This is a genomic window from Streptomyces sp. CB02980, from assembly GCF_014451325.2.
GTDB lineage: Bacteria > Actinomycetota > Actinomycetes > Streptomycetales > Streptomycetaceae > Streptomyces.
This window is the reverse complement of the sequence record NZ_JACSCH020000003.1, coordinates 361704-383872: the sequence shown is the minus strand read 5'-3', so window position 1 is coordinate 383872 and position 22169 is coordinate 361704. Positions and strand designations below refer to the sequence as shown.

Here is a 22169-nt window from a genome sequence, read left to right as displayed (position 1 = left end):
CCGAGGGCAGTGACACGTCAAGCCAGGTGCCCGTTCCGTGACCCTCCGCACAAGAAGGTTCCCCGAACCGTTTCCGCGGGGGCGGAGGAATCCTGCCGAATTTGCACAGGTGTACGTGGAAGGGGTTGGATGGCCGGTCCATCTCGGACCGTGGTGTCGTACGGAGCCTGTAGCGTGACGACTGGACACGGCACGACAGACGACGGCGAGGACTGATGGCACCCGAATCCGGAGCAGGCGGCGGTGTGCCCGACTCGTCGGCGGAGTCCTGGGGCGTCGGCGGGGTCGTCGGCGACGGCCGCTACCGCCTGACGCACCGTCTGGGGCGTGGCGGCATGGCGGAGGTCTTCGCGGCCGAGGACGTACGGCTCGGCCGTACGGTCGCGGTCAAACTCCTGCGCGCCGATCTCGCCGAGGACCCGGTCTCCAAGGCCCGCTTCACCCGCGAGGCGCAGTCGGTCGCCGGGCTCAACCACCACGCCATCGTCGCGGTCTACGACTCCGGCGAGGACCTCGTGGCCGGCCGGCCCGTGCCGTACATCGTGATGGAGCTGGTCGAGGGCCGCACCATCCGTGACCTGCTGCTCAGCGCCGAGGCGCCCGGGCCCGAGCAGGCCCTCATCATCGTCTCCGGAGTACTGGAGGCGCTGGCCTATTCGCACCAGCACGGCATCGTGCACCGTGACATCAAGCCGGCGAACGTGATCATCACCCACGGCGGCGCCGTGAAGGTCATGGACTTCGGCATCGCCCGCGCCCTGCACGGCGCGCAGTCGACGATGACCCAGACCGGCATGGTCATGGGCACCCCGCAGTACCTCTCCCCGGAGCAGGCGCTCGGCAAGGCCGTCGACCACCGCTCCGACCTGTACGCGACGGGCTGCCTCCTCTACGAACTCCTGGCGCTGCGGCCCCCGTTCACCGGTGAGACCCCGCTGTCCGTCGTGTACCAGCACGTTCAGGACACGCCGGTTCCGCCGTCCGACGTCACGCAGTCCGTGCCGCCGGAGCTGGACGGTCTGGTGATGCGCTCGCTCGCGAAGGACCCGGATGACCGGTTCCAGAGCGCCGAGGAGATGCGCGGCCTCATCCAGTACAGCCTGCAGATGCTCCAGCAGCAGGGCGGCCACACCGGCATGTGGAACACCGGGCCGGTCGAGGTGCACGACGGCGGTCACACCCCGGTCGGCGGCATGGCCGCGACGACCGCGCTCGGCCACCCCATGCACGGCGAGACCGCGCAGGGCCCGATCCTTCCCCCGCGGAACCCGGAGGACGGCGGGTACGGCGGCTACGACGGCGGTACGGGCGGAAACGGCGGCTACGGCCAGGACGGTTCGTACGGCTCGCACAGCGGTGGCAACGGCCGTCGCGGCAAGATCTTGCTGTTCGCCGCGCTTGCCCTGGTCGCGGTCGTCGCCGGTGTCGTCTACGCCCTGGACAAGGCGGGCGACACGGGCAACCAGAAGGGCGGCACGCCGACGCCGACGGTCTCCACCTCGCCGTCGACGCAGTCGGAGGAGCCGACGCCCTCGGAGGAGCCCTCCGAGGAGCAGTCGACCGACCCGGGCACGTCCGACGGAGGCGTCACGGAGGCGCCGTGGCCGCCGCCGACCACGTACGAGCCGACGACGCAGCCGCCGACCACGACTCCGCCGACGACCGAGCCGTCGAAGACGACCGAGCCGCCGACGGAGCCCACGGACGAGCCGACGGAGCCGACGGATCCGCCCACGGATCCCACGGGCACGCCGTCGACCCAGCCGCCCTCCGAGCCCACCGGGGGTGGCAACAACACGGACCCGCCGGCGACGGACGGCACCGAGACCGGCTGACCGGGCTCGGCCCGGCCCCCGGCCGGACTCCGCCTCACCCCGCGAACGCGTCGCTCACCGCCTCGTACTCACGGGTCCACCAGACCGCCAGGGCCGACACCGCAGGAAACTGCGGGTCGGCCCTTCGGTCGTGCAGCTGGTAGCGCCAGCGCAGGGTCCAGAAGTCGTTGAGCCGCTCCCACCACACCCGGTGCGCCGCCGCCGCCAGCTCGGCGCGGTCGGCGCCGGTCGCCCGCCGGTACGCGCGCGCGTACGCCCGCACCTTCTCCAGGGCCAGCTCACCCCCCGGCCGTACGAAGAAGATGGCGGCGGCCCTGACCGCCTCCTCGGCCCTCGGGCGGACCCCGAGCCGGTCCCAGTCGACGATCGCGGCGGGCTCGGCGCCCCGGTAGAGCAGGTTCAGCGGGTGGAAGTCGCCGTGCACCCAGCCGGCGGCCGCGGCGGGCGGCGGCCGGTGGTGGGCGTGCTGGGCGAGGAGCCGGCGGCGCTCCCTGAGCCGGTGCTCGGCGAGCGCGTCGAAGCTGTCGCGGGGGCGGTGGGCGCGGGCCAGGCGGATCAGCTCGTCGATGGCCCGGAAGGTGTCCTGGAGGTCGGCGCTGGCGCAGACGCCGTCGTCGGCGGTGCCGGGCGCCCCGTCCGGTCCCGAGGGCTCCATGACCCGGTCCAGGGCGGTGTGGACCTGTCCGAGGAGGGTGCCGAGGCGCCGGGAGCAGCCGGTGGAGAGCTGGGTGCCGTCGCGGTGGCGGCCGTCGATCCAGGGGTGCAGGGCGTAGCAGTGGCCGTCGACGACAGCGACCGTGCGGCCGGTGGCGTCGGGCAGCGGCGGGGCGACGGGCAGGCCGAGGGCGTGCAGCCGCTGGGTGGCGCGGTGCTGCCGGGCGATGGTGGCGCGGTCGGCTGTGGGGGCGTCCAGGTGCTGCTTGAGGAAGTAGGTGCCGCGGGTGGTGGAGAGACGGAAGCCGCGGTTGAGCAGCCCCTCGGCGACGGGCACGCAGGAGAGGGGTTCTCCGGCGTGCCGGTGGCGGCGGAGCAGGGCGCCGACCGGTGGGGCGGGTGGGCCGCCGACCGGTGGGGCGGATGGGGCGTCGGCGGGTGGAGCGCCGACCGGTGCGACGGATGGGGCGCCGGCGGGCCGGGTGGCGCCCGGTCGACCACCGGTCCGCAGGGCGGGCGGTTCGGCCGGTGGAGTGAGCGTTTCAGATGAGCGCGGCACCCGCCAGATGTTAGATCACGCTACGTGGTGGAGGTGTCGCCGGACGGAGTGGGGGGCGGGACGGGTCCCCGGGGTCTCGCTCGCGTAGTCGAGCGCGTGCACCGTCACGAACTGCGGTTCGATCCGCATGTAGACCGGGTCGAAGGCCTCGCCGTCCACCAGCTCCGGCTCGGCACCGAACTCCGCGAGCTCCTCCGCGGTCGGCTCGACGATCTCGGCGGTGCCGGTGAACTGCACGGACCAGAGGTTCGCGGACCCGGAGCTGAAGTTGTCCGCGCCGTAGGCGACGACGCTGCCGTTGCAGGCGCGGTGGTAGCCGAGGCCCCGGTGCAGCCGGAGCAGGACACGGCCGTCGGCCACGATGTGGCGGGCGGGGGCGACGAACGGCATCGCCCGCATGCTCGTCGCCACCCGGCCGTACGACACACGGCTGAGCAACTCGATGGCGCGGATCTCGTCGGTGGACATGGCATCCACTCTCCGCCACCGGCACCGTGTCGGGAAAGGGGCCCCTGCCCCGCTTTCACGGGGACGTAGGTCCCGAATCGGGGCGGCCGGCCGCGCTCTGGCCCGTACGGGTGGGGGCCCGACCGGCCTGCCCGGCGTCACCGACGCCGCACGGCCGGCTCCGGGGTCCCGCCGTGCGTCAGTGGCGCTCCGCCTGGAGCCGCGCCACGTAGGCGGCGGCCTGCGAGCGCCGCTCCATGCCCAGCTTCGACAGCAGGCTGGAGACATAGTTCTTGATGGTCTTCTCCGCGAGGTGGAGCCGCTCGCCGATGACCCGGTTGGTCAGGCCCTCGCCGATCAGGTCCAGGATCCTGCGCTCCTGATCCGTCAGATTGGCGAGCTTGTCGTCACCCTTCGGATTGTTGCCGTCGCGCAGCCGCTCCAGGACGCGGGCGGTCGCCACCGGGTCGAGCAGCGACTTGCCGGCCGCCACGTCCCGTACCGCGTTCAGGAGTTCGTTGCCGCGGATGGCCTTGAGGACATAACCCGAGGCTCCGGCCATGATCGCGTCGAAGAGCGCCTCGTCGTCCGCGTACGAGGTCAGCATCAGGCACTTGATGCCCTCGTCCTGCGAACGGATCTCGCGGCACACCTCCACCCCGCTGCCGTCCGGCAGCCGGACGTCGAGCACGGCGACGTCGGGACGGGTCGCGGGGATCCTGACCAGCGCGTCCGCCGCCGTCCCGGCCTCCCCGACCACCTCGATGTCGTCCTCCACGGAGAGCAGCTCGTGGACGCCGCGCCGGACGACTTCGTGGTCGTCCAGCAGAAATACCCGGATTTTTCCTTCTTCGCGCACGCTGTCAGTCTCACATATTGGCTCTTCCCGCGCCCGGGGTGCGCGGGATAACGTGCCGGATGTTCCGACGAAGGCGTCGGGCCGTTGTCCATGCGCTGACCAGCAGCGAGTCCCCATTTCTCGATTTACTTGGAAATCCAAGCAAAATCGCAGGTCAAGTGGGGTTTCGCGGGAATGCCGCAGTATGGGTAACGTGCCTATGACGGCGCTCGCCGGGGCACCTGTCACGCCCGACTCCGGCCGCGTCGCACCCACCCCGTGCGAAGGGTACGGATAAGGCGGAGCCGCACTGGCTTACCGGCGAACCCGGAGGCCGGACCGACGGAGGAGCACGCACGTGACCGTGGAGAGCACTGCCGCGCGCAAGACGACGCGACGCAGCAGCGGCGCCAAGCGCACCACCAGCGCCGCGAGCGCAAAGAAGGCACCGGCAGCGCAGGGCGCAGAGCCCGAGCTCGTTCAGCTGCTGACGCCCGAGGGAGAGCGCGTCCAGCACCCCGATTACGACATCGACCTGAGCGCCGAGGAGCTGCGCGGTCTCTACCGCGACATGGTCCTCACCCGTCGCTTCGACGCCGAGGCGACCTCGCTGCAGCGTCAGGGCGAGCTGGGCCTGTGGGCCTCGCTGCTCGGCCAGGAGGCCGCCCAGATCGGCTCGGGCCGCGCCCTGCGGGACGACGACTACGTCTTTCCCACGTACCGCGAACACGGTGTCGCGTGGGTCCGTGGCGTCGACCCGACGAATCTGCTGGGAATGTTCCGCGGTGTGAACCACGGTGGCTGGGATCCCAACAGCAACAATTTCCACCTCTACACGATCGTCATCGGCTCCCAGACCCTGCACGCCACGGGTTATGCGATGGGTATCGCCAAGGACGGCGCGGATTCCGCCGTGATCGCCTACTTCGGCGACGGCGCCTCCAGCCAGGGCGACGTCAACGAGGCGTTCACCTTCTCCGCGGTCTACAACGCGCCCGTCGTGTTCTTCTGCCAGAACAACCAGTGGGCGATCTCCGAGCCCACCGAGAAGCAGACCCGCGTCCCGCTCTACCAGCGCGCCCGCGGCTTCGGCTTCCCCGGTGTCCGGGTCGACGGCAACGACGTCCTGGCCTGTCTCGCCGTCACCCGCTCCGCCCTGGAGCGTGCCCGTCGCGGCGAGGGCCCGACCCTCGTCGAGGCCTTCACCTACCGCATGGGTGCCCACACCACCTCCGACGACCCGACGAAGTACCGCCGGGACGAGGAGCGGGAGGCCTGGGAGGCCAAGGACCCGATCCTGCGCCTCAAGGCGTACCTGGAGCGGGAGGGCAACGCCGACGAGGCCTTCTTCGAGGCCCTGGAGGCCGAGAGCGAGGCGCTCGGCAAGCGCGTCCGCGAGGGTGTGCGCAACATGCCCGACCCGGACGACATGGCGATCTTCGACAACGTGTACGCGGACGGGCACTCGCTCGTCGACGAGGAGCGCGCGCAGTTCGCCGCCTACCAGGCGTCCTTCGCGGATGGCGAGGTCAAGTAACCATGGCTGTACAGAAGCTTCCGCTCGCCAAGGCGCTCAACGAGTCGCTCCGCAAGGCGCTGGAGACCGACCCCAAGGTCCTCATCATGGGCGAGGACGTCGGCAAGCTCGGCGGTGTCTTCCGGGTCACCGACGGTCTGCAGAAGGACTTCGGCGAGGACCGGGTCATCGACTCGCCGCTCGCCGAGTCCGGCATCGTCGGCACCGCGATCGGTCTGGCCCTGCGCGGCTACCGCCCGGTCGTCGAGATCCAGTTCGACGGTTTCGTCTTCCCCGCGTACGACCAGATCGTCACGCAGCTCGCCAAGATGCACGCCCGTGCGCTCGGCAAGGTCAAGATGCCCGTCGTCATCCGTATCCCGTACGGCGGCGGCATCGGCGCGGTCGAGCACCACTCCGAGTCCCCCGAGGCGCTCTTCGCGCACGTCCCGGGCCTCAAGGTCGTCTCGCCGTCCAACTCCTCTGACGCCTACTGGATGCTCCAGCAGGCCATCCAGAGCGACGACCCGGTCATCTTCTTCGAGCCCAAGCGCCGCTACTGGGACAAGGGCGAGGTCGACACCGAGGCCATCCCCGGCGCGCTCCACGACGCCCGGGTGGCGCGCGAGGGCAGCGACGTCACGCTCGCCGCGTACGGCCCGATGGTGAAGGTCTGCCTGGAGGCCGCCGCGGCCGCCCAGGAGGAGGGCAAGTCGGTCGAGGTCCTGGACCTCCGCTCGATGTCCCCGATCGACTTCGACGCCATCCAGCGGTCCGTCGAGAAGACCCGCCACCTCGTGGTGGTCCACGAGGCCCCGGTCTTCTACGGAGCCGGCGCGGAGATCGCCGCCCGGATCACCGAGCGCTGCTTCTACCACCTGGAGGCCCCCGTCCTGCGGGTCGGCGGCTATCACGCGCCGTATCCGCCGGCGCGCCTGGAGGAGGAGTACCTGCCGGGTCTTGATCGCGTGCTCGACGCCGTCGACCGCTCGCTGGCGTACTGAGGAGAGCACCGTGACGATCCGCGAATTCAAGATGCCCGATGTGGGCGAGGGCCTCACCGAGGCCGAGATCCTCAAGTGGTACGTCCAGCCCGGTGACACGGTCGAGGACGGCCAGATCGTGTGCGAGGTCGAGACGGCCAAGGCCGCGGTCGAGCTGCCGATCCCCTTCGACGGCACGGTCCACGAGCTGCGCTTCGCCGAGGGGACCACGGTCGACGTCGGCCAGGTCATCATCTCGGTGAACGTCGGCGGCGGGGCCGCGCCCGAGGCGCCGGTCGCCGAGGCCGCTCCGGTCGCCCAGGCCGCGGCGCCCGCCGTGGTCGCTCCGGTCGCTCCGGTCGCCGAGGAGGAGGCCGAGCCGCAGGGCCGCACGCCGGTCCTCGTCGGCTACGGCGTGGCCGCCAGCTCCACCAAGCGGCGCCCGCGCAAGCCGGCGCCGGGCGCGGTCACGGCCGCTCCCGTCGCTCCGGCGCAGGCCGCTCCGGCCGCTGTCCCCGTCGCCGTTCCGGTCTCCGTACCGGAGCAGCTCAACGGGCACGGGCCGGGCGCCGGGCGCCCGCTGGCCAAGCCGCCGGTCCGGAAGCTCGCGAAGGACCTCGGTGTCGACCTGGCGACGGTCACCCCGACCGGCCCGGACGGCATCATCACCCGTGAGGACGTCCACGCGGCGGCCGCTCCGGCGCCCGCGCCGGCCGTCGAGGCCCCGGCCCCGACGCCCGTCGCCCAGCCCGTGGCCGCCCCGGCGGCCGTGCAGGCCGCTCCCGTCGTGTCGACCGACGCCCGGGAGACCCGTGTCCCCGTCAAGGGCGTACGGAAGGCCACGGCGGCCGCGATGGTCGGCTCGGCCTTCACCGCCCCGCACGTCACCGAGTTCGTGACCTTCGACATCACGCGCACGATGAAGCTGGTCGAGGAGCTCAAGTCCGGTACGGACATGGCGGGCCTGCGGGTCAACCCGCTGCTCCTCATCGCCAAGGCCGTCCTGGTCGCCGTCCGGCGCAACCCGGAGATCAACGCGGCCTGGGACGAGGCGGCGCAGGAGATCGTCCTCAAGCACTACGTGAACCTGGGCATCGCCGCGGCCACCCCGCGCGGTCTGCTCGTGCCGAACATCAAGGACGCGCACGCGCAGACCCTGCCCGAGCTCTCGGCGTCGCTGAGCGAGCTGATCTCCACCGCCCGCGACGGGAAGACGACCCCGGCGGCGATGCAGGGCGGCACCTTCACCATCACCAACGTCGGCGTCTTCGGCGTCGACACCGGTACGCCCATCCTGAACCCCGGCGAGTCCGCGATCCTCGCGGTCGGTGCGATCAAGCTCCAGCCGTGGGTCCACAAGGGCAAGGTGAAGCCGCGTCAGGTCACCACGCTGGCCCTCTCCTTCGACCACCGACTGGTCGACGGCGAGCTCGGCTCCAAGTTCCTGGCGGACGTCGCCGCGATCCTGGAGCAGCCGAAGAGGCTGATCAGCTGGGCGTAGTGCGCGGGTTCGCCCGTTTCACGTGAAACATGAGGCCCCGTCCATGATGTGGACGGGGCTCTCTGTTGCACCTCTGTTGTATCTATTCTGTGCGCATGCCATCAGCGCCAGCCGGTCCCGCTCCGCAGCCCACCAGGCAGCCCCCCGCAGCCGACCGTGTCTACATGCACGTCAAGCAGGCCGTACTCGACCGGCGCTACGAGGGAGGCACCCTCCTCACCGAGGGCGAACTCGCCCTCGCCGTAGGGGTGTCCCGGACGCCCGTCCGTGAGGCGCTGCTCAAGCTGGAGATGGAAGGGCTGCTCAAGCTCTACCCGAAGAAGGGCGCCCTCGTCCTCGCCGTCTCCGCGCAGGAGATCGCCGACGTCGTCGAGACCCGGCTGCTCGTGGAGGAGTTCGCCGTCCGCCGGGCAGTGCCCGCGCCCGCCTCGCTCATCGAGCGGCTGGAGGAACTCCTGGAGGAGCAGAAGCTGCGGGCGGCGGCCGGGGACCTCGCCGAGGTGGCGGTCACCGACCGGTGCTTCCACGCCGAGATCGTGCAGCACGCCGGCAACCAGATCCTCTCCCGCCTCTACGACCAGCTCCGGGACCGCCAGCTGCGGATGGGCGTCGCCGTGATGAAGTCCCAGCCCGACCGCGTCGCCAAGAACATCACCGAGCACGCCGAGATCCTCGACCGGATAAGAGCCGGTGACGCCGAGGGCGCGGCGCACTGCGTCCGCCAGCACCTCAGCTGGGTCAAGGTCCTGGTCCGGGGCGAGGACCGATGAGCAACCGCAACGGATACGGCTCCGCCGTCACCCTCCCCGGCGATCCGCCCGGCGGCCGCCGGGCGGCCCTCGTCTGGGGCGTCGGCGTCGCCGTCTACTTCGTCGCCGTCATCTTCCGTACGTCCCTCGGTGTCGCCGGACTCGACGCCGCCGACCGCTTCGACGTCAACGCCTCCGCGCTCTCCACCTTCTCCATACTCCAGCTGCTCGTCTACGCGGGCATGCAGATACCCGTCGGCCTCATGGTCGACCGGCTCGGCACCAAGAAGGTCCTCGCCCTCGGCGTCGTCCTCTTCACCCTCGGCCAGCTGGGCTTCGCGCTCTCCCCCTCGTACGGCACCGCGCTCGCCTCCCGGGCGCTGCTCGGCTGCGGCGACGCCATGACCTTCATCAGCGTCCTGCGGCTCGGCAGCCGCTGGTTCCCGGCCCGCCGGGGCCCGCTCATCGGCCAGGTCGCCGCGCTCTTCGGCATGGCCGGCAACCTCGTCTCCACCGTCTTCATCGCCCGCGCCCTGCACGGCCTCGGCTGGACGACCACCTTCGTCGGCAGCTCCCTCGCCGGCGTCGTCGTCCTGGTCCTGCTGCTGCTCTTCCTCAAGGACCACCCCGAGGGGCACGAGCCGCAGCCTGCCACGCACGCGGGCGCCGCCTTCGTACGCCGTCAGATCGCCGAGTCCTGGCGGGAACCCGGCACCCGGCTCGGCATGTGGGTGCACTTCACCACCCAGTTCCCCGCGATGGTCTTCCTGCTGCTGTGGGGACTGCCGTACCTGGTGGAGGCACAGGGCCTGTCCCGGTCGACCGCGGGGACCCTGCTCACGCTGGTCGTCCTGTCGAACATGGTCGTCGGCCTCGCGTACGGGCAGATCATCGCCCGCCATCACGCGGCCCGCGCCCCGCTCGCCCTCGGCACGGTCGCCGCGACCGCCCTGCTGTGGGCGACCACCCTCGCGTACCCCGGCGACCACGCCCCGATGTGGCTGCTCGTGACCCTCTGCCTGGTCCTCGGCGCCTGCGGACCGGCCTCGATGATCGGCTTCGACTTCGCCCGCCCGGCGAACCCGCCGGAGCGTCAGGGCACCGCGTCCGGCATCGTCAACATGGGTGGTTTCGTGGCCTCGATGACGACGCTGCTCGCCGTGGGCGTGCTGCTCGACGCGACCGGCGACAACTACCGGATCGCGTTCTCGTCGGTCTTCGTCCTGGAGGCGCTGGGTGTCGTACAGATCCTGCGTCTCAAGGCCCGTACCCACCGCAGGGAACGGGAGCGGCTCGTCGCCAGCCGGGTGGAAGCCGTACACGTCCCCGTCTAGCGAACCGTCTGACAGCGGACCGCCGGACAGTGGACCGTCTGACAGTGGACCGTCTGACAGCGAACCGTCTGACAGCGAACCGTCTGACAGCGAACCGTCTGACAGCGAACCGTCTGACAGTGGACCGCCGGACAGTGAACTAGCGCGGAGTCACCGCGAAGTTGTCGAGGATGGCCTGCGCCAGCGCCTCGTCGCCCTCCGTCTTGACCCGGTCGGCCACATCGGCCGACCGCACCCGGCCGCAGGCGAGACGCACGAACGTCTCCCAGTCCGTCGCGAGCGTCACCGCGGGGCCCAGCGAGGGCGCGCCGTCGACGGAACCCCGGCCCTCGGCGTCGACCCGTACCGTCCGCAGGAACTCCACCGGGCCGCTGACGTCGATGACGACGGCCGAAGAGGCGGGCGCCCCGGCGTCCTTCGCGATGACCTTCGGCAGGGCCTCCAGGAGCACGTCACGCGTCACGTGAGCGCCCGCCGAGTCCAGGTTGCCCGGCGTGCCGAGCGCGACCCGCAGGTCCTGCTCGTGCACCCACACGTCGAAGGCGCGCATCCGGTACGCCAGTTCCAGGGACTGCTCGGCGCCGAGCGGAGCGCGGATCAGGTGCTCGGGGGAGCGGTTCTCGTTGCGGAGCTGACGGGCCCGGCGGATCAGGATGTACTCGAGCTCCGAGGTCATCTCCGGCGCGGTGTGGTGCCTCCGCACATCGACCTGGACCTCCATGTAGCGCGCGAAGTCACTGCGTACGTGGTAGAGATCGCGCGGCAGGGAGTGGATCGGGCGCGGGTCGCCGAGCATCTCGGTCTCCATGCCGATCACATGGGACACGATGTCCCGCACCGACCAACCGGGGCATGGTGTGGGCCGGTTCCACTCGCCCTCCACGAGCGGCTGCACCAGCTCGGCTATCGCCTCGATGGAGTGGGTCCAGGCGTCGGCGTAGTTCTGGAGGCTGGGATGGACGGTCACGGGACCCCTCGGCGGTTCTTCGGTGCGCGGGCTGAAAACACGACTGGGTGGGAGGCTCGGACGCTAAGTTACGCTGCCCGAAGGCACCCCGGCAGTGCTTTCGTGTGACGATCGTAGGCCGGTGTTGACGGCTCGAATGCCAGGACGGTGGTAGTGTGCGCGCCTCGCTGATCCAGATCGCGGTAGACCCGGACGAACCGGTCGACGCCCGACGTGCCCGCGTGGCCCGTCTCGTACGGGAGGAATCCGGCCGGGCCGACCTCGTCGTCCTGCCGGAACTGTGGCCCATGGGGGCCTTCGCGTACGAGTCCTTCGCCGCCGAGTCCGAGCCGCTGAACGGCCCCACCCACCGCGCGATGGCCGCCGCCGCGCGCGACGCCGGGGTCTGGCTGCACGCCGGATCCTTCGTCGAGGCGGAGGGCGGTGCGCTGTACAACACCTCGCTGGTCCTCTCCCCCGACGGCGAACTCGCCGCCTCCTACCGCAAGATCCACCGCTTCGGCTTCGACAAGGGCGAGGCGGTGATGATGGCCGCCGGGGAGGACCTGGTCACCGTCGACCTGCCGCACCTCACTGTCGGCGTCGGCACCTGCTACGACCTGCGCTTCCCCGAGCTGTTCCGCGGGCTCGTCGACGCGGGCGCCCAGGCCTTCGTCGTCCCGGCCGGCTGGCCGGCCCGCCGCCGCGCCCACTGGAGCCTGCTGGCCCGGGCCCGCGCGGTCGAGAACCAGGCGTACGTCCTGGCCTGCGGTACGGCGGGCACGCACGCGGGCGTGGAGCAGGCCGGTCACTCGATCGTCGTCGACCCCTGGGGCGAGACCGTCGCCGAGGCGGGTCCGGACGAGGAGATCCTCCGGGTGGTCCTGGACCCGGCGAAGGTCACCACGACCCGCGAACAGTTCCCGGCGCTGAAGGACCGGGTGCTGGGAATCGCGCCGCCGAAGCGGGGCTGAGAGCACCCGGAGCCACGGGGCCCGCGGAAGCGGACCCGGCTCGCGGAAGGGGACCCGGCCCCGGACTCGGGAACGGACCCGTCAGCGAACCCGGACCCCGGACCCCGTCAGCGGGCCCGGGAACGGACCCCGGACCCCGGACCCCGTCAGCGGGCCCGGGAACGGACCCCGGACCCCGGACGGGACCCGGCCCCCGCCCCGCATGCGGCCCCCGCCGGCGCGGGGGCCGACCTGGGGCCGATGCCTTCTCTCGTACGAGCTCCGCGGCGCAGGCCGCTACGGCTGCGCCGGGGCCTCTCGCCGTACGATCTCCGACTCGTCCGGGAGCAGGCCGGTCAGCTCCTGCCAGATCCGCTTCGGGGCGACGCGGCGCAGCCGGAACGGGCTGCCGGCCACGACCTCGCCCTCCGCCACCGGCTCGGCGGGCAGCTCGCGCAGCCAGTAGCCGAGCGGACCGCAGTCCCAGGCGGCGACCACACGGGCCGTCACACCCGGCACCCCGTCCTGGCGGCCCTGCCAGGCCGCGGTCATCCGCCAGTTGGAGCGGACCTCCACGATCAGCTGGGCGAGCCGCGTGGCGGTGCCCTCCGCCGTCCCGGCCGCCCGGAGCGCCTCGACGACCAGCTGCCGCTCGTCCGCGCCGGGCGTCGACGCGGCCTTCTCCAGGGCCTGGAGGCCCGCCTCCAGGACGCCGATGGTCGTCTCGACGACCTGCTCCCCGGCCTTGTCGGCGCCCGGCGCGTCGGACTGGCGCAGGGCGATCAGGTCGGCCAGCGTCCACACCACGGTCCGCGGCTCGACGAGCCGGTAGACCGCCTCCTCCTCGCCCGGCCAGGTCTCGTGGCAGACGACGTGGTCGCCGCCGATGAGCAGCCCGTGGTGCAGGGCGCCCTGCCGGCCGCCCGCCTCCAGGGAGACGATCACGGAGGGGTTGACGAGGGTCTGCATCAGGGGCAGCAGGAGCGTGGACAGCTCCCCGGCCCCGTTCATGAACCCGGCGTCCCGGAGCCGCGCCTCGGCGGGCGCCATGGACTCCGGGACCGGCTGACCGGTCGCCAGCTGGGCGAGGACGAAGACCTCGTCGTCGGCCAGCCGGAAACGGGATCGGGTCACGTCGAAGGAAGGCATGTGTCGCTCACTCGGGTAGGGCGGGTAGGGCGTGTGGCGCGGGTGCGGCGGGTGCGCTGCGTGGTGCGGCGGGTACGCTGCGTGGTGCGGCGGGTACGGCGCACGGGGCCGGGCGGGGGATCAGTACGTCGCCTCGGTCCAGAAATGGGTCACGCGGGAGATGCCCGCCTTCACCGCGCCGATCCGGGTCAGGGTCGACCGGTCGACGCCCGCGAAGATCAGGCCGAGGGCCAGGTCCCCGCCCTCCGCGCGCCCCTCGACCCGCACGGAGAGCCGGCGGTTCCTGCCGCGCCCGGACTCGCGGACGGTGATCCTGACCCCGGGGTCCTCGTCGTCGGGCTCTCGGGTCAGGACGTAGGCGTTCTTGTCGAGGGCCGCGAGCCGGTACTGGTCGCCCGCGTACTTCATCGTCAGGGCGCGCTGGTCGAGCGTGGCGCCGAACCGGTTCCGCGAGACGTACACCATCCGGTCGCCGACCCGCAGCGTGGACCGGTTCAGGGTCGGCAGCTTGAGCCCCTCGGCGTGCATCCCGCGGGCCTCGAACGAGGCCACGGGGAGCAGCCCGCCGCGCACCTCCGAGACGAGCGTCTCGGGGTTGGTGCGGGGGAGGGGCGCCGTCAGCGTGATCTCGCCGAACTCCGGCGAGACCCCCTTCCAGCCCGCGCTGTAGTTGTGCCGGTTCCCCTCCTTCCACGCCTGGAGTTCGAACGGGCTGACCTGGGTGTGCATGAACGGATTCCTCTTCGGTCTCAGGGATCTCGGGGTCTCGCGGCCGGGGTCAGTCGAAGGGGTTCAGGGCACTGCCCAGCTTCTTCGCTCCGCTCGCGATCCCGGAGCCCACGTCGGACGCCTTGTCGCCGATCCAGTCCCCGGCCTGCTCGATACCCTTCCCGATGGCCTCGTGGTTGTCCCAGATCAGCGCGGCTCCGTAGGCCACGCCGGTGCCGACGGCGAGGCCGAGGGTGACCGGGGTCGGGGCGACGGTCAGCATCGTCATCGAGGCGCTGAACGCCGTTCCGGTGAGGTCCGAGGCGAACTTCGCCGGGTCGGCCTTGATCATGTCCGAGTTGTACGTGGTGAGGTTGGCGATGCCGTACGCGGTGGCCGCGACGCCTCCGACGACACCGGCGCCGCGCAGCACGCCGGCCGCCTTGGCGGCGTTGGCGAGGCCGCCGTTCTGCGCGACCTTCAGGAGGTTGGCCTCGGCGGCGGTCGGCATGAAGAAGGCGTTGTTGCGCATGAACCCGCCGAGCATGGCGGCCTCGTCAGAGCCGGTCAGCGCGGTCGCGAGGCCCGGCGGGATCTTGCTGAGCAGGCTGCCGGGAGCCGCGCCCGCGAGCCGCATGTTGAAGTGCTTGGACAGGAAGGTGCCGGGCGCGGTCGGGTGGACGAACGGCGGCCGGACGGCCTTGGACAGCTTGTACGAGTAGATGCCGATCGCGGTCAGGGCGCCGGAGAAGGCGCCGGCGGTGATCGTGCCCTTGGTGAACTTGTCGACCAGGTCGGCCAGTTTCTCGTTGCCGGTGAGCTTGGCGATGCCGTCGCGCTGGAGCCGCTGGACGTAGTCGTCGAGCGTCTCGTTGTCCTTCATCTTCAGCCAGGCCAGGTTCATCCGGTCGTCCTTGGCCTTGTCGTCGGCCGCGGCGACCTTCCCGGCGTCACCGTTGAACCCGGTGCCGACGGTCGCGTCGTTCTTGTTGCCGTAGCCGTCCTTGACCACGGCCTCCAGGTCCTTCTTCAGGTCCTGGTCGGCGAGGTCGAAGGCCTTGACCCAGCCGTCGAGGTGCTCGGTCCAGGCCGTCTCGGCCTCCCGCACGCTCTTGGCACCGTCCGGGTCGTGGTGCAGGGCGCTGCGCTCGCTCGGCGAGAGCCGCTCGTAGTCGTAGGCGACCCTGCCCTGCTCGGACACCTTCATCCCGGCCTTGACGGCGTCGGCGCGGGCGCTCTCCAGCTGCTTCTTCAGCTCGGTGAACTGCTCGTGGGCGTTGCGCAGCACCGTCGCGGTGGCCTTCGCCTGCGTCTGCGCGGCCTGGTACTCGTAGCGGGTGGCCGCGAAGTTGGTCTGCGCGGCGGTCGCGCTCTCGCCCAGCCAGGCCTGGGAGGTCGTCAGCGACTCGACGCTGTCGCGGTAGCGCTCCTCCACCTTGTGCAGGTCGCCCGCCATCTCGGTCCACTTGTCGGCGGTGGTGGCGAGCTTGCCCAGGTCGGTCGTCATGATCTCGGAGTACGTCAGCATGTACGTCCGCCCCCTCAGTACTGCTCGATGCGCGAGGTCGGCCCGACCCCGGCGAGACGGGCACGGGTGTCGAGCTCCCGCTGGCCGAACGTGAGCGCCGTGCTGCGCAGGGCGGTCTTCTCGGAGGCGAGCCGGGCGATGAGGTTCTTCACCTGGTTGTCCCAGGTGGTCTCGACCGTCTTCAGGCCTGCCGCGGTCGCCCAGCCCTCGAAGCCGCCGACGGCGGCGGTCGTGGCGGCGTCGGCGACCTTGGCGGCCTTGGCCGTGTCCGGTTCCAGCTCGTTCTCGATGGTGTTTGCCGCGGCCTTCTTCTTTGCTGGTGCGGTAGCGAGACTGGGCGGCCCACCGGACGTGCCTCCGCCACCGCCGCCGCCGTCGAGCTGGTTCAACCGCGTTCCGACGGGGGCCTGTTCGGTCACGCCGGACCGTATGCCGGCCCAGTCCTCGTCAAAACCCATGCCGCTGCGCCCCCATGAAAAAGAATGATCATCACTTTGCAGGTGCACCGTATGTTTCCGTGGTGAAGCCCGGGATGCAAGGCTGGATCGCTCCGGTCGGGTCAGAGTGTGATGCCCTGGAGTGAAGTGCCCGGTTTCGCCCTCGTATCCGCGCCCGTGTCCACGCCCCTCTGCGCGCCCGGTCCGTCGTCCGGCTCCCCGCCCCGTTCCGCGTCCGGCTCCGCTCTCGGGGCCGGCTCCCCGCCCCGTTCCGCGTCCGGCTCCGCTCTCGGGGCCGGCGCGTACTCCGCCCAGGCCGCCGCCAGTCTCCGCACCGCCTCCGTGAGCACCTCCGGCGGCAGCAGGAAGTGCAGCCGCAGGTGCCGGACGCTGCCGCCGAGGGCGTCGGTGGTCGCACCCGGCAGGACGGCCACCCCGTGCCGGAGGGCGACCTGGGCGAAGGAGACGCCGTCGCCGTGCGGGAGCCGCACCCAGAGGGTCTGGCCGCCGGTCGCCGGGGCGCAGGACCAGGACGGGAGCAGCCGGGCGAGCTCGGCCCGCAGATGGGTGTGACCCGCGCGGAGGGTGTGCAGCCGGGCGGCCCGTACGGGCGCGAAGTCGGCGAGGAGACGCGCCGCGACCAGCTGGGACGGCACGTCGCAGCCCAGGTCGTGCAGGGCCTTCAGCCGGGCGAGGCGGGCGATCAGCGGTGCCGGGCCGCGCACCCAGCCGATCCGCAGCCCGCCCCACACGACTTTGCTGAGCGAACCGACCGCGATCACCTCGCCGTACGCGGAGAGGGGCCGCGCTTCCCGCGCCGTGCCGAACGCCAGGTCGCCCAGCACCTCGTCGTCCACGAGCGGCACCCCCAGCGCGTTCGCCGCCTCCACGAGCCGGCGCCCGGCGAGCGGCGGGAGCACCGTGCCCGTGGGGTTCTGGAAGCGGGCCACCACATAGGCCAGGGCGGGACGGTGGCGTTCCATCACCCGCACCGCCTCCGCCACGTCGAGCCCGTCGGGTCCGACCGCCACCGGCAGCGGCACGGCCGCGGCCTCCCGGAACAGGTCGAGAGCCCCCGGATACGTCGGCGCCTCCACCAGCACCCCGTCCCCCGGCGCCAACAGCAGCCGGGCGAGCAGCGAAAGCCCCTGCTGCGCACCGGTGGTGACCAGGATCTGCCCGGGCCCGGTCGGCACGCCCCGCTCCGCGTACCGCGCGGCCACCGCCGCCCGCAGTACGCCGAGACCGGCCGGGTGGTAGCCGAGGTCCCCGCCCGGCAGGACGAGCGAGCGGTACGCCTCCGCCAGCTCGGGCGGCGGCTCCACGGGGGCGGCGCAGCTCAGCAGGATGACGTCGTCCGGCGCCTCCAGGAGGTGCAGGAACAGCGGGTTGGACGTCTCCGTCACGCGGGGCGCGTCCCCCGCCCGGGGTGCCTCCGGCGCGAGCGCGGCCCGCGCGACCCGGGTCCCGCTGCCCTGCCGTCGTACGAGCCGCCCCTCCTGGCGCAGGGTGTCGTACGCCGCGACCACCGTCGTACGGCCCACGGCCAGGGCCTTCGCGAGCCGCCGGTCGGGCGGCAGGAGGGTGCCCGGGGGCAGCGCGCCCTCGTCGACGAGGCGGCGCAGCCGGGCCGCGAGCAGCAGGTAGAGGGGCCCGCGGCCGGCGGACCAGCGACCGAGCCGCGAGACGAGGTCGTCGGGATCAGGGGAGTGACCGATTGGCTTCATGGCCGAACCAATCTGCCGGGATTGGACCTGGGAAGGCAAACGCCCTGTCCACAGACTGAGTTCATGAGCACCGACTCCACGTCCGCCGTGTCCGCCCCGCCCGCCGTCTCCGCCACGTCCCCCGCGGCCTCGTCCGCCGTCTCCGCCACGTCCCCCGCGGCCTCGTCCGCCGCCTCCCCCACGTCCCCCACCGCCTCGCCCGCGGCCTCGTCCGCGGCCTCCTCCTCGCCGTCTCCGCGCCCCGAGACCCTCGCCGTCCACCCGCCGCACGTGGAGATCACCGGAAGCCGGCCCCTCGGCGTCCCGCTCCACCAGGGCCATGTCTTCGCCTTCGAATCGGCCGACGCCCTCGCCACCGCCTTCACCTCCACGGAGGCCTTCCTCTACAGCCGGCACGGCAACCCCACCGTCCGCACCCTCGAGGACGCCGTCGCCCGCCTCGAAGGCGGCACCGCCGGCGTCTCCTTCGCCTCGGGCATGGGTGCGGTGAACGCCGTCCTCCTCGGCCTGCTGGGCAGCGGCGGCCATGTCATCGCCCAGACCTGCCTCTACGGCGGCACGTACGCGGTCCTCACCGGCCTCGCCACCCGCTGGGGGGTCGACGTCACGTACGTCTCCGGCACCGACCCGGAGGAGGTCCGGGCGGCGCTGCGCCCCGAGACCCGGCTGCTCTACCTGGAGACCATCGCCAACCCGACCACCCGGGTCTCCGACGTGCCCGCGCTCGCCGCCGTCGCCGCCGAGGCCGGGGTCCCGGTCGCCGTCGACAACACCTTCGCCTCGCCGCTCCTCTTCCGGCCGCTCGACCACGGCGCCGACATCGTCATCCACTCCGCGACCAAGTACCTGTCCGGGCACGCCGACGTCCTCGGCGGGATCGCCGTCTTCAAGGACGCCGAGCTGTACGGGCGGATCCGGCACCACGCGGTCGAACAGGGCGCGTCCACCGACCCGTTCGCCGCCTGGCTCACCCTGCGCGGCATGCAGACCCTCTCCCTGCGCATGGAGCGCCAGTGCGCGAGCGCCGCCGACCTGGCGGCCCGGCTCGCCGCCCACCCGGCGGTGGCGGCCGTACGCCACCCCGCCCTCGCCGACCACCCGGACCGGGCGATCGCCGTGCGCCTGCTGCCCGCCGGGGGAGGCGGCGTGATCTCGGTGGACCTGGCGGGCGGCCGGGAGGCGGGCCGCACCTTCGTCGAGGCGGTCCGGCTGGCCTCCCTCAGCGTCTCTCTCGGCGATGTGAAGACCCTGGTGATGCACCCGGCCTCCACCTCCCACCACCAGCTCGACGCGACGGCCCTGGAAGCGGCGGGGATCGGCCCCGGCACGGTCAGGATCTCGATCGGCATCGAGCACGTCGAGGACCTGTGGGCGGACCTGGAGCAGGCGCTGGAGAAGGCGCTGGAGAAGGCCGTCTAGGCATCCGCCGCGTCAGTCCTCCCGCTCCCGCTCGGCCATCCGGATCACGCACACCGCGACCGCGACGAGCAGCGCGGCGTCCGTGTCCTCGCGGACCACGTTCACCGCGTACGTCTCGCGGACGTGGAACCACCGCCGGGAGATGTGGGCCAGGAGTTCACCCTCGTACTCGACGGTGAACTCCCGGTCCAGAATCCGCCCGCTGACGTCGAGTTCCGTGCCCTCGACCAGCGTCACCCGGTAGTGGTTGCGCAGCAGCGAGAGCCGTTTGCGGCGGACGGTCGCGAGCGGCCGCTCGTCGCGCTCGATCGTCATCGTGTCCCGCAGGCTGAACATCTTCTGCCGCAGGGTGATCAGGATCTGCCCGTCGGGGTCCTTCAGCTCCAGGGTGTCGCGCAGGCGCAGGGCCTTGCCGTCGACGAGAAAGGCGTGGCGGCCCTGCTCGTCCTCGATCCAGTAGTCGTCGCCGATCGCGAAGATCTTGTCCCGTACGAGATATTTCACGCCGCTATGCCTGCCCGTACGGCAGGCGTCTCTCACCCTGATCGTCAGCCGAAATACCGGGTGAAGGCGTCCGGGGTCGCCCCCAGCATCTCGCCGAACGGCGAGTTGAGCTGATGGATCAGCAGCACCGTGAAGGCGATGAACCCGGAGAGCCCCATCACCATCACCACATGCGTCGTACTCCTCTTGATCCCGAAGAGGAACATGAACGCCAGCGTCAGCGCGCCGCCGATCAGCAGCCCCGTCCACAGCACGGGGGAGAGCCGCTCCTGCGCCGCCGCCTCCCGGCCGCGCCGCGCGTCGTCGATGTAGCCGAGCTGGGCGAGCACCTCCTGGGCGGCGATCTGCTGGGGCACCTTCGCGGAGTCGCTCACCTCGCCGGCCTGCCGCAGCTGTTCGAGCAGCTGCCAGCCGCTCGGGTCGAGCGGCCGGCGGGCCGCCATCTCCGGCCATTCGACGTCGACGACGTGATCGGCGTACGTCCGGGCCGCGTCGCGCACCGGCCGGCGCCGGTCGGCGGGGAGGGCGTCGGCGAGCAGGTACGTCTGGTGCAGGGCACTCGCCTCGACCTGTACGTGGTCGGCGGCGGAGGACCGGGTCTCCCAGACCGAGACCAGGCAGAGGCCGAGGACGACGGCGTAGAGCACCGAGACCATCATGGCGATGTACTCGGCGACGTCCTCCCGGGGCTCCTCGTCGTCGCCGACGGGGAAGAGCCGGGTCTTGGCGACGACGGCGAGGGCGGCGACGAACGCGACGCCGAGGACGACGACGAGCGTCTCGAACAGGGCCACGGTCAGCTTCTCCGGTTGCCGAGAAGGGCGGCCGCGACGGCGCCCGGGATCAGGAGCAGCAGCAACATCGCCACCACCCCGAACTCACTCGCCTCACGCCCCCGCCGCCGCACCCGCCCGAGGAACCCTTCGTCGTCGAGGAGGGCGGCGCGCCGGGCGGCGGGGGTGTCGGGGTTCCCGACGCCGGTCGTGGGGGCGTCGGCGGTGCCGGAGGCGGCCGTCGGGCCGAGGGGCCGGGCCGGGGGTACGGCCGTGGGGGGCAAGGCGCCGGGGAGCGCGCCGTCGGGGGCCACGGCGGCGGCCCCGGCACCGGCTTCGGCACCGGCTTCCACGACGGCGCCACCGGCGGCCCCGGCGGCCCCTGGGGCGCCTGCGGCTGCTGGGGCCACTGGAGCGCCTGGGGCGCCTGGGGTGCCTGGAAGCGGAACCGCGCCCCCAGGAGCCCCACCGGCCCCAGGCGCAGGCGCACGACCCCCACCAGCCACATCAGCCGCACCAGCCGCAAGGGCACCCGGCCTACCCGGTCCACTCGGCCCACCCGATCCACCCGATCCATCCGATCCACCCGATCCGGCCGGTGCACCCGGCCCGCCGGGCCCCCGCGTCGCCGCGCCGCTCCCCCGACCGGGTCCCGCAGGCCTACCCGGCGGCCCCGGCGTCCCGGCCGCAGCGGCGTTCCCCCTCAGCGTGAAGACGGCCGCCGACCGCCCGACGAGCGTCGGCGCGGGCACCCGCTCGCCCCCGGGCCCGTACGTGGTCACCCGGTCGCTGCCGGAGGCGAGCCCCGTACTCCGATGGGTGCCGGGGGGCCGCCGCACGGTGGCCGTACAGCGGGCGGAGGCGCCGGGGGCGAGCAGCGGCACGGTCCCGGGCCGCCCGGCGCAGTCCACGGCGCCGGCGCGCAGGCCGAGGGCGGTGTCCTCGACGCGGACGGCGTGGAGGGGCCGGTTGCCGTGGTTGGTCACGGTGTACGTGAGGGTGGCGGGGTGCGTGACGGCGAGTGCGCGCAGCCCCGGAGCTGCGGAGCGGCGGCCGACGGGCCCGACGGCGACCTGTTCGGTGAGGCGGAGGTCCCCGGTGATCCCGGTGTACCCGGTGCGGGCGGTCGCGGTGAGCAGCCGCCCGAGGGAGGGGACGGAGCCCTGGGCGCGGACGGTCCCCCGGTGCACGCCGGAAGCGGCCTGGAACCTGGCGACGCACTCCAGCTCCCCGAGCGCGGGAAGGGGGCGGTCGGGGCACCGTACGACGGTTCCGTGGGGCACCCCGGGGTCGGTGACCCGGACCCCGTACAGGTGCGCCTCGCCCCGGTTGACCAGCCGGTACCGCTTCACGACCGGCCGGCCGACGCGCAGGGCGGGCGGCCGGGCGCCGCTGTCGCCCCGCCCGTTCACGGTCACGGTGACCCGTAAGGCCCCGTTCCCGACCCCACCGGCCCTGGCGACGGTCGCGGGCAGGACGAGGCAGGGAAGGACGAGCAGCGTCACCAGGAGCCCACTGCTCCCTCGACTCCCGCGGCTCACCCGCCGGGAGGAGTAGTCCGATGATCCGATCAAGAGCTCCGCCATGCCCGCCATGCTGGCCAGCCCCC

The 22169-nt window shown here is 72.5% G+C and carries 20 protein-coding genes; 8 read left to right on the top strand and 12 right to left on the bottom strand.

Annotated elements, in window-relative coordinates; all coding sequences use genetic code 11:
• Positions 1-215: 215 nt before the first annotated feature.
• The gene (locus E0F75_RS08670) at positions 216-1835 is read left to right on the top strand and encodes a protein kinase (RefSeq protein WP_187621908.1); all 1620 of its coding nucleotides are present in this window, start codon (positions 216-218) and stop codon (positions 1833-1835) included.
• 34 nt (positions 1836-1869) lie between these two features.
• Here the strand turns inward: E0F75_RS08670 and E0F75_RS08665 are convergent, their stop codons facing one another.
• From E0F75_RS08665 to E0F75_RS08655, 3 genes are all read right to left on the bottom strand, one after another.
• A complete protein-coding gene (locus tag E0F75_RS08665) occupies positions 1870-2868 on the bottom strand; it encodes a phosphotransferase (RefSeq protein ID WP_187622166.1) in 999 nt (332 codons plus the stop codon).
• A 195-nt stretch (positions 2869-3063) separates the two neighbouring features.
• Positions 3064-3516: a pyridoxamine 5'-phosphate oxidase family protein gene (locus tag E0F75_RS08660; protein WP_187621907.1), complete on the bottom strand. Its 453-nt coding sequence runs from the start codon at positions 3514-3516 to the stop codon at positions 3064-3066.
• A 178-nt stretch (positions 3517-3694) separates the two neighbouring features.
• Positions 3695-4354 carry a response regulator transcription factor gene (locus tag E0F75_RS08655; RefSeq protein ID WP_187621906.1) on the bottom strand — a complete coding sequence of 220 codons (660 nt, stop codon included), beginning with the start codon at positions 4352-4354 and terminating at the stop codon, positions 3695-3697.
• A gap of 337 nt (positions 4355-4691) precedes the next feature.
• Between E0F75_RS08655 and pdhA the strand changes: the two genes are divergently transcribed.
• The 5 genes from pdhA (at position 4692) to E0F75_RS08630 (ending at position 10416) form a co-directional block, all read left to right on the top strand.
• Complete coding sequence (gene pdhA, locus E0F75_RS08650) at positions 4692-5870, top strand: pyruvate dehydrogenase (acetyl-transferring) E1 component subunit alpha (RefSeq protein WP_187621905.1); 1179 nt, start codon at positions 4692-4694, stop codon at positions 5868-5870.
• A 2-nt stretch (positions 5871-5872) separates the two neighbouring features.
• Entirely contained in the window at positions 5873-6853 is a 981-nt protein-coding gene (locus tag E0F75_RS08645) for an alpha-ketoacid dehydrogenase subunit beta (RefSeq protein WP_187621904.1), read from the top strand.
• A 31-nt stretch (positions 6854-6884) separates the two neighbouring features.
• Positions 6885-8333, top strand: coding sequence for a dihydrolipoamide acetyltransferase family protein (locus E0F75_RS08640; RefSeq protein WP_187622165.1), 1449 nt, complete (start codon positions 6885-6887; stop codon positions 8331-8333).
• A gap of 95 nt (positions 8334-8428) precedes the next feature.
• Positions 8429-9103, top strand: coding sequence for a GntR family transcriptional regulator (locus tag E0F75_RS08635; RefSeq protein WP_187621903.1), 675 nt, complete (start codon positions 8429-8431; stop codon positions 9101-9103).
• Complete coding sequence (locus E0F75_RS08630; RefSeq protein ID WP_187621902.1) at positions 9100-10416, top strand: nitrate/nitrite transporter; 1317 nt, start codon at positions 9100-9102, stop codon at positions 10414-10416. Before E0F75_RS08635 ends, E0F75_RS08630 begins: the two co-directional genes overlap by 4 nt.
• Before the next feature lie 139 nt (positions 10417-10555).
• Here E0F75_RS08630 and E0F75_RS08625 read toward each other — a convergent pair whose 3' ends face one another.
• Complete coding sequence (locus tag E0F75_RS08625) at positions 10556-11383, bottom strand: maleylpyruvate isomerase family mycothiol-dependent enzyme (RefSeq protein ID WP_187621901.1); 828 nt, start codon at positions 11381-11383, stop codon at positions 10556-10558.
• A gap of 155 nt (positions 11384-11538) precedes the next feature.
• On the opposite strand from E0F75_RS08625, the gene E0F75_RS08620 reads away from it, so the two are divergent.
• Entirely contained in the window at positions 11539-12336 is a 798-nt protein-coding gene (locus E0F75_RS08620; RefSeq protein ID WP_187621900.1) for a carbon-nitrogen family hydrolase, read from the top strand.
• 276 nt (positions 12337-12612) lie between these two features.
• On the opposite strand, the gene E0F75_RS08615 is transcribed toward E0F75_RS08620, so the two are convergent.
• The 5 genes from E0F75_RS08615 to E0F75_RS08595 all read right to left on the bottom strand — a co-directional run bounded on the left by E0F75_RS08615 (position 12613) and on the right by E0F75_RS08595 (position 17864).
• Complete coding sequence (locus E0F75_RS08615; protein ID WP_187621899.1) at positions 12613-13464, bottom strand: histidine kinase; 852 nt, start codon at positions 13462-13464, stop codon at positions 12613-12615.
• A 120-nt stretch (positions 13465-13584) separates the two neighbouring features.
• Positions 13585-14193, bottom strand: a complete 609-nt coding sequence (locus E0F75_RS08610) for a hypothetical protein (protein WP_187621898.1) — start codon at positions 14191-14193, stop codon at positions 13585-13587.
• A gap of 49 nt (positions 14194-14242) precedes the next feature.
• Positions 14243-15700, bottom strand: coding sequence for a hypothetical protein (locus tag E0F75_RS08605; RefSeq protein ID WP_187621897.1), 1458 nt, complete (start codon positions 15698-15700; stop codon positions 14243-14245).
• A gap of 14 nt (positions 15701-15714) precedes the next feature.
• Complete coding sequence (locus tag E0F75_RS08600) at positions 15715-16158, bottom strand: hypothetical protein (RefSeq protein WP_187621896.1); 444 nt, start codon at positions 16156-16158, stop codon at positions 15715-15717.
• A gap of 101 nt (positions 16159-16259) precedes the next feature.
• Positions 16260-17864 (bottom strand): PLP-dependent aminotransferase family protein, encoded by a 1605-nt coding sequence (locus E0F75_RS08595; RefSeq protein ID WP_267499377.1) that lies wholly within the window; start codon positions 17862-17864, stop codon positions 16260-16262.
• A gap of 63 nt (positions 17865-17927) precedes the next feature.
• On the opposite strand from E0F75_RS08595, the gene E0F75_RS08590 reads away from it, so the two are divergent.
• Positions 17928-19283, top strand: coding sequence for a PLP-dependent aspartate aminotransferase family protein (locus E0F75_RS08590; protein WP_187621895.1), 1356 nt, complete (start codon positions 17928-17930; stop codon positions 19281-19283).
• Positions 19284-19295: 12 nt separating this feature from the next.
• On the opposite strand, the gene E0F75_RS08585 is transcribed toward E0F75_RS08590, so the two are convergent.
• The 3 genes from E0F75_RS08585 to E0F75_RS08575 are packed head-to-tail and all read right to left on the bottom strand — an operon-like array spanning position 19296 to position 22146.
• A complete protein-coding gene (locus tag E0F75_RS08585) occupies positions 19296-19787 on the bottom strand; it encodes an LURP-one-related/scramblase family protein (RefSeq protein WP_187621894.1) in 492 nt (163 codons plus the stop codon).
• A gap of 44 nt (positions 19788-19831) precedes the next feature.
• Complete coding sequence (locus E0F75_RS08580; protein ID WP_187621893.1) at positions 19832-20581, bottom strand: DUF4239 domain-containing protein; 750 nt, start codon at positions 20579-20581, stop codon at positions 19832-19834.
• A 2-nt stretch (positions 20582-20583) separates the two neighbouring features.
• The gene (locus E0F75_RS08575; protein WP_187621892.1) at positions 20584-22146 is read right to left on the bottom strand and encodes a hypothetical protein; all 1563 of its coding nucleotides are present in this window, start codon (positions 22144-22146) and stop codon (positions 20584-20586) included.
• Between the last annotated feature and the right edge of the window lie 23 nt (positions 22147-22169).

What these genes read in the sequence shown, in the direction of transcription:
- E0F75_RS08595 (WP_267499377.1), bottom strand. Translation starts at nt 17,864, where the DNA reads ATGAAGCCAATCGGTCACTCCCCTGATCCCGACGACCTCGTCTCGCGG.
- E0F75_RS08645 (WP_187621904.1), top strand. Translation starts at nt 5,873, where the DNA reads ATGGCTGTACAGAAGCTTCCGCTCGCCAAGGCGCTCAACGAGTCGCTC.
- E0F75_RS08635 (WP_187621903.1), top strand. Translation starts at nt 8,429, where the DNA reads ATGCCATCAGCGCCAGCCGGTCCCGCTCCGCAGCCCACCAGGCAGCCC.
- E0F75_RS08615 (WP_187621899.1), bottom strand. Translation starts at nt 13,464, where the DNA reads ATGCCTTCCTTCGACGTGACCCGATCCCGTTTCCGGCTGGCCGACGAC.
- E0F75_RS08610 (WP_187621898.1), bottom strand. Translation starts at nt 14,193, where the DNA reads ATGCACACCCAGGTCAGCCCGTTCGAACTCCAGGCGTGGAAGGAGGGG.
- E0F75_RS08640 (WP_187622165.1), top strand. Translation starts at nt 6,885, where the DNA reads ATGCCCGATGTGGGCGAGGGCCTCACCGAGGCCGAGATCCTCAAGTGG.
- E0F75_RS08590 (WP_187621895.1), top strand. Translation starts at nt 17,928, where the DNA reads ATGAGCACCGACTCCACGTCCGCCGTGTCCGCCCCGCCCGCCGTCTCC.
- E0F75_RS08630 (WP_187621902.1), top strand. Translation starts at nt 9,100, where the DNA reads ATGAGCAACCGCAACGGATACGGCTCCGCCGTCACCCTCCCCGGCGAT.
- E0F75_RS08660 (WP_187621907.1), bottom strand. Translation starts at nt 3,516, where the DNA reads ATGTCCACCGACGAGATCCGCGCCATCGAGTTGCTCAGCCGTGTGTCG.
- E0F75_RS08575 (WP_187621892.1), bottom strand. Translation starts at nt 22,146, where the DNA reads ATGGCGGAGCTCTTGATCGGATCATCGGACTACTCCTCCCGGCGGGTG.
- E0F75_RS08670 (WP_187621908.1), top strand. Translation starts at nt 216, where the DNA reads ATGGCACCCGAATCCGGAGCAGGCGGCGGTGTGCCCGACTCGTCGGCG.
- E0F75_RS08605 (WP_187621897.1), bottom strand. Translation starts at nt 15,700, where the DNA reads ATGCTGACGTACTCCGAGATCATGACGACCGACCTGGGCAAGCTCGCC.
- E0F75_RS08600 (WP_187621896.1), bottom strand. Translation starts at nt 16,158, where the DNA reads ATGGGTTTTGACGAGGACTGGGCCGGCATACGGTCCGGCGTGACCGAA.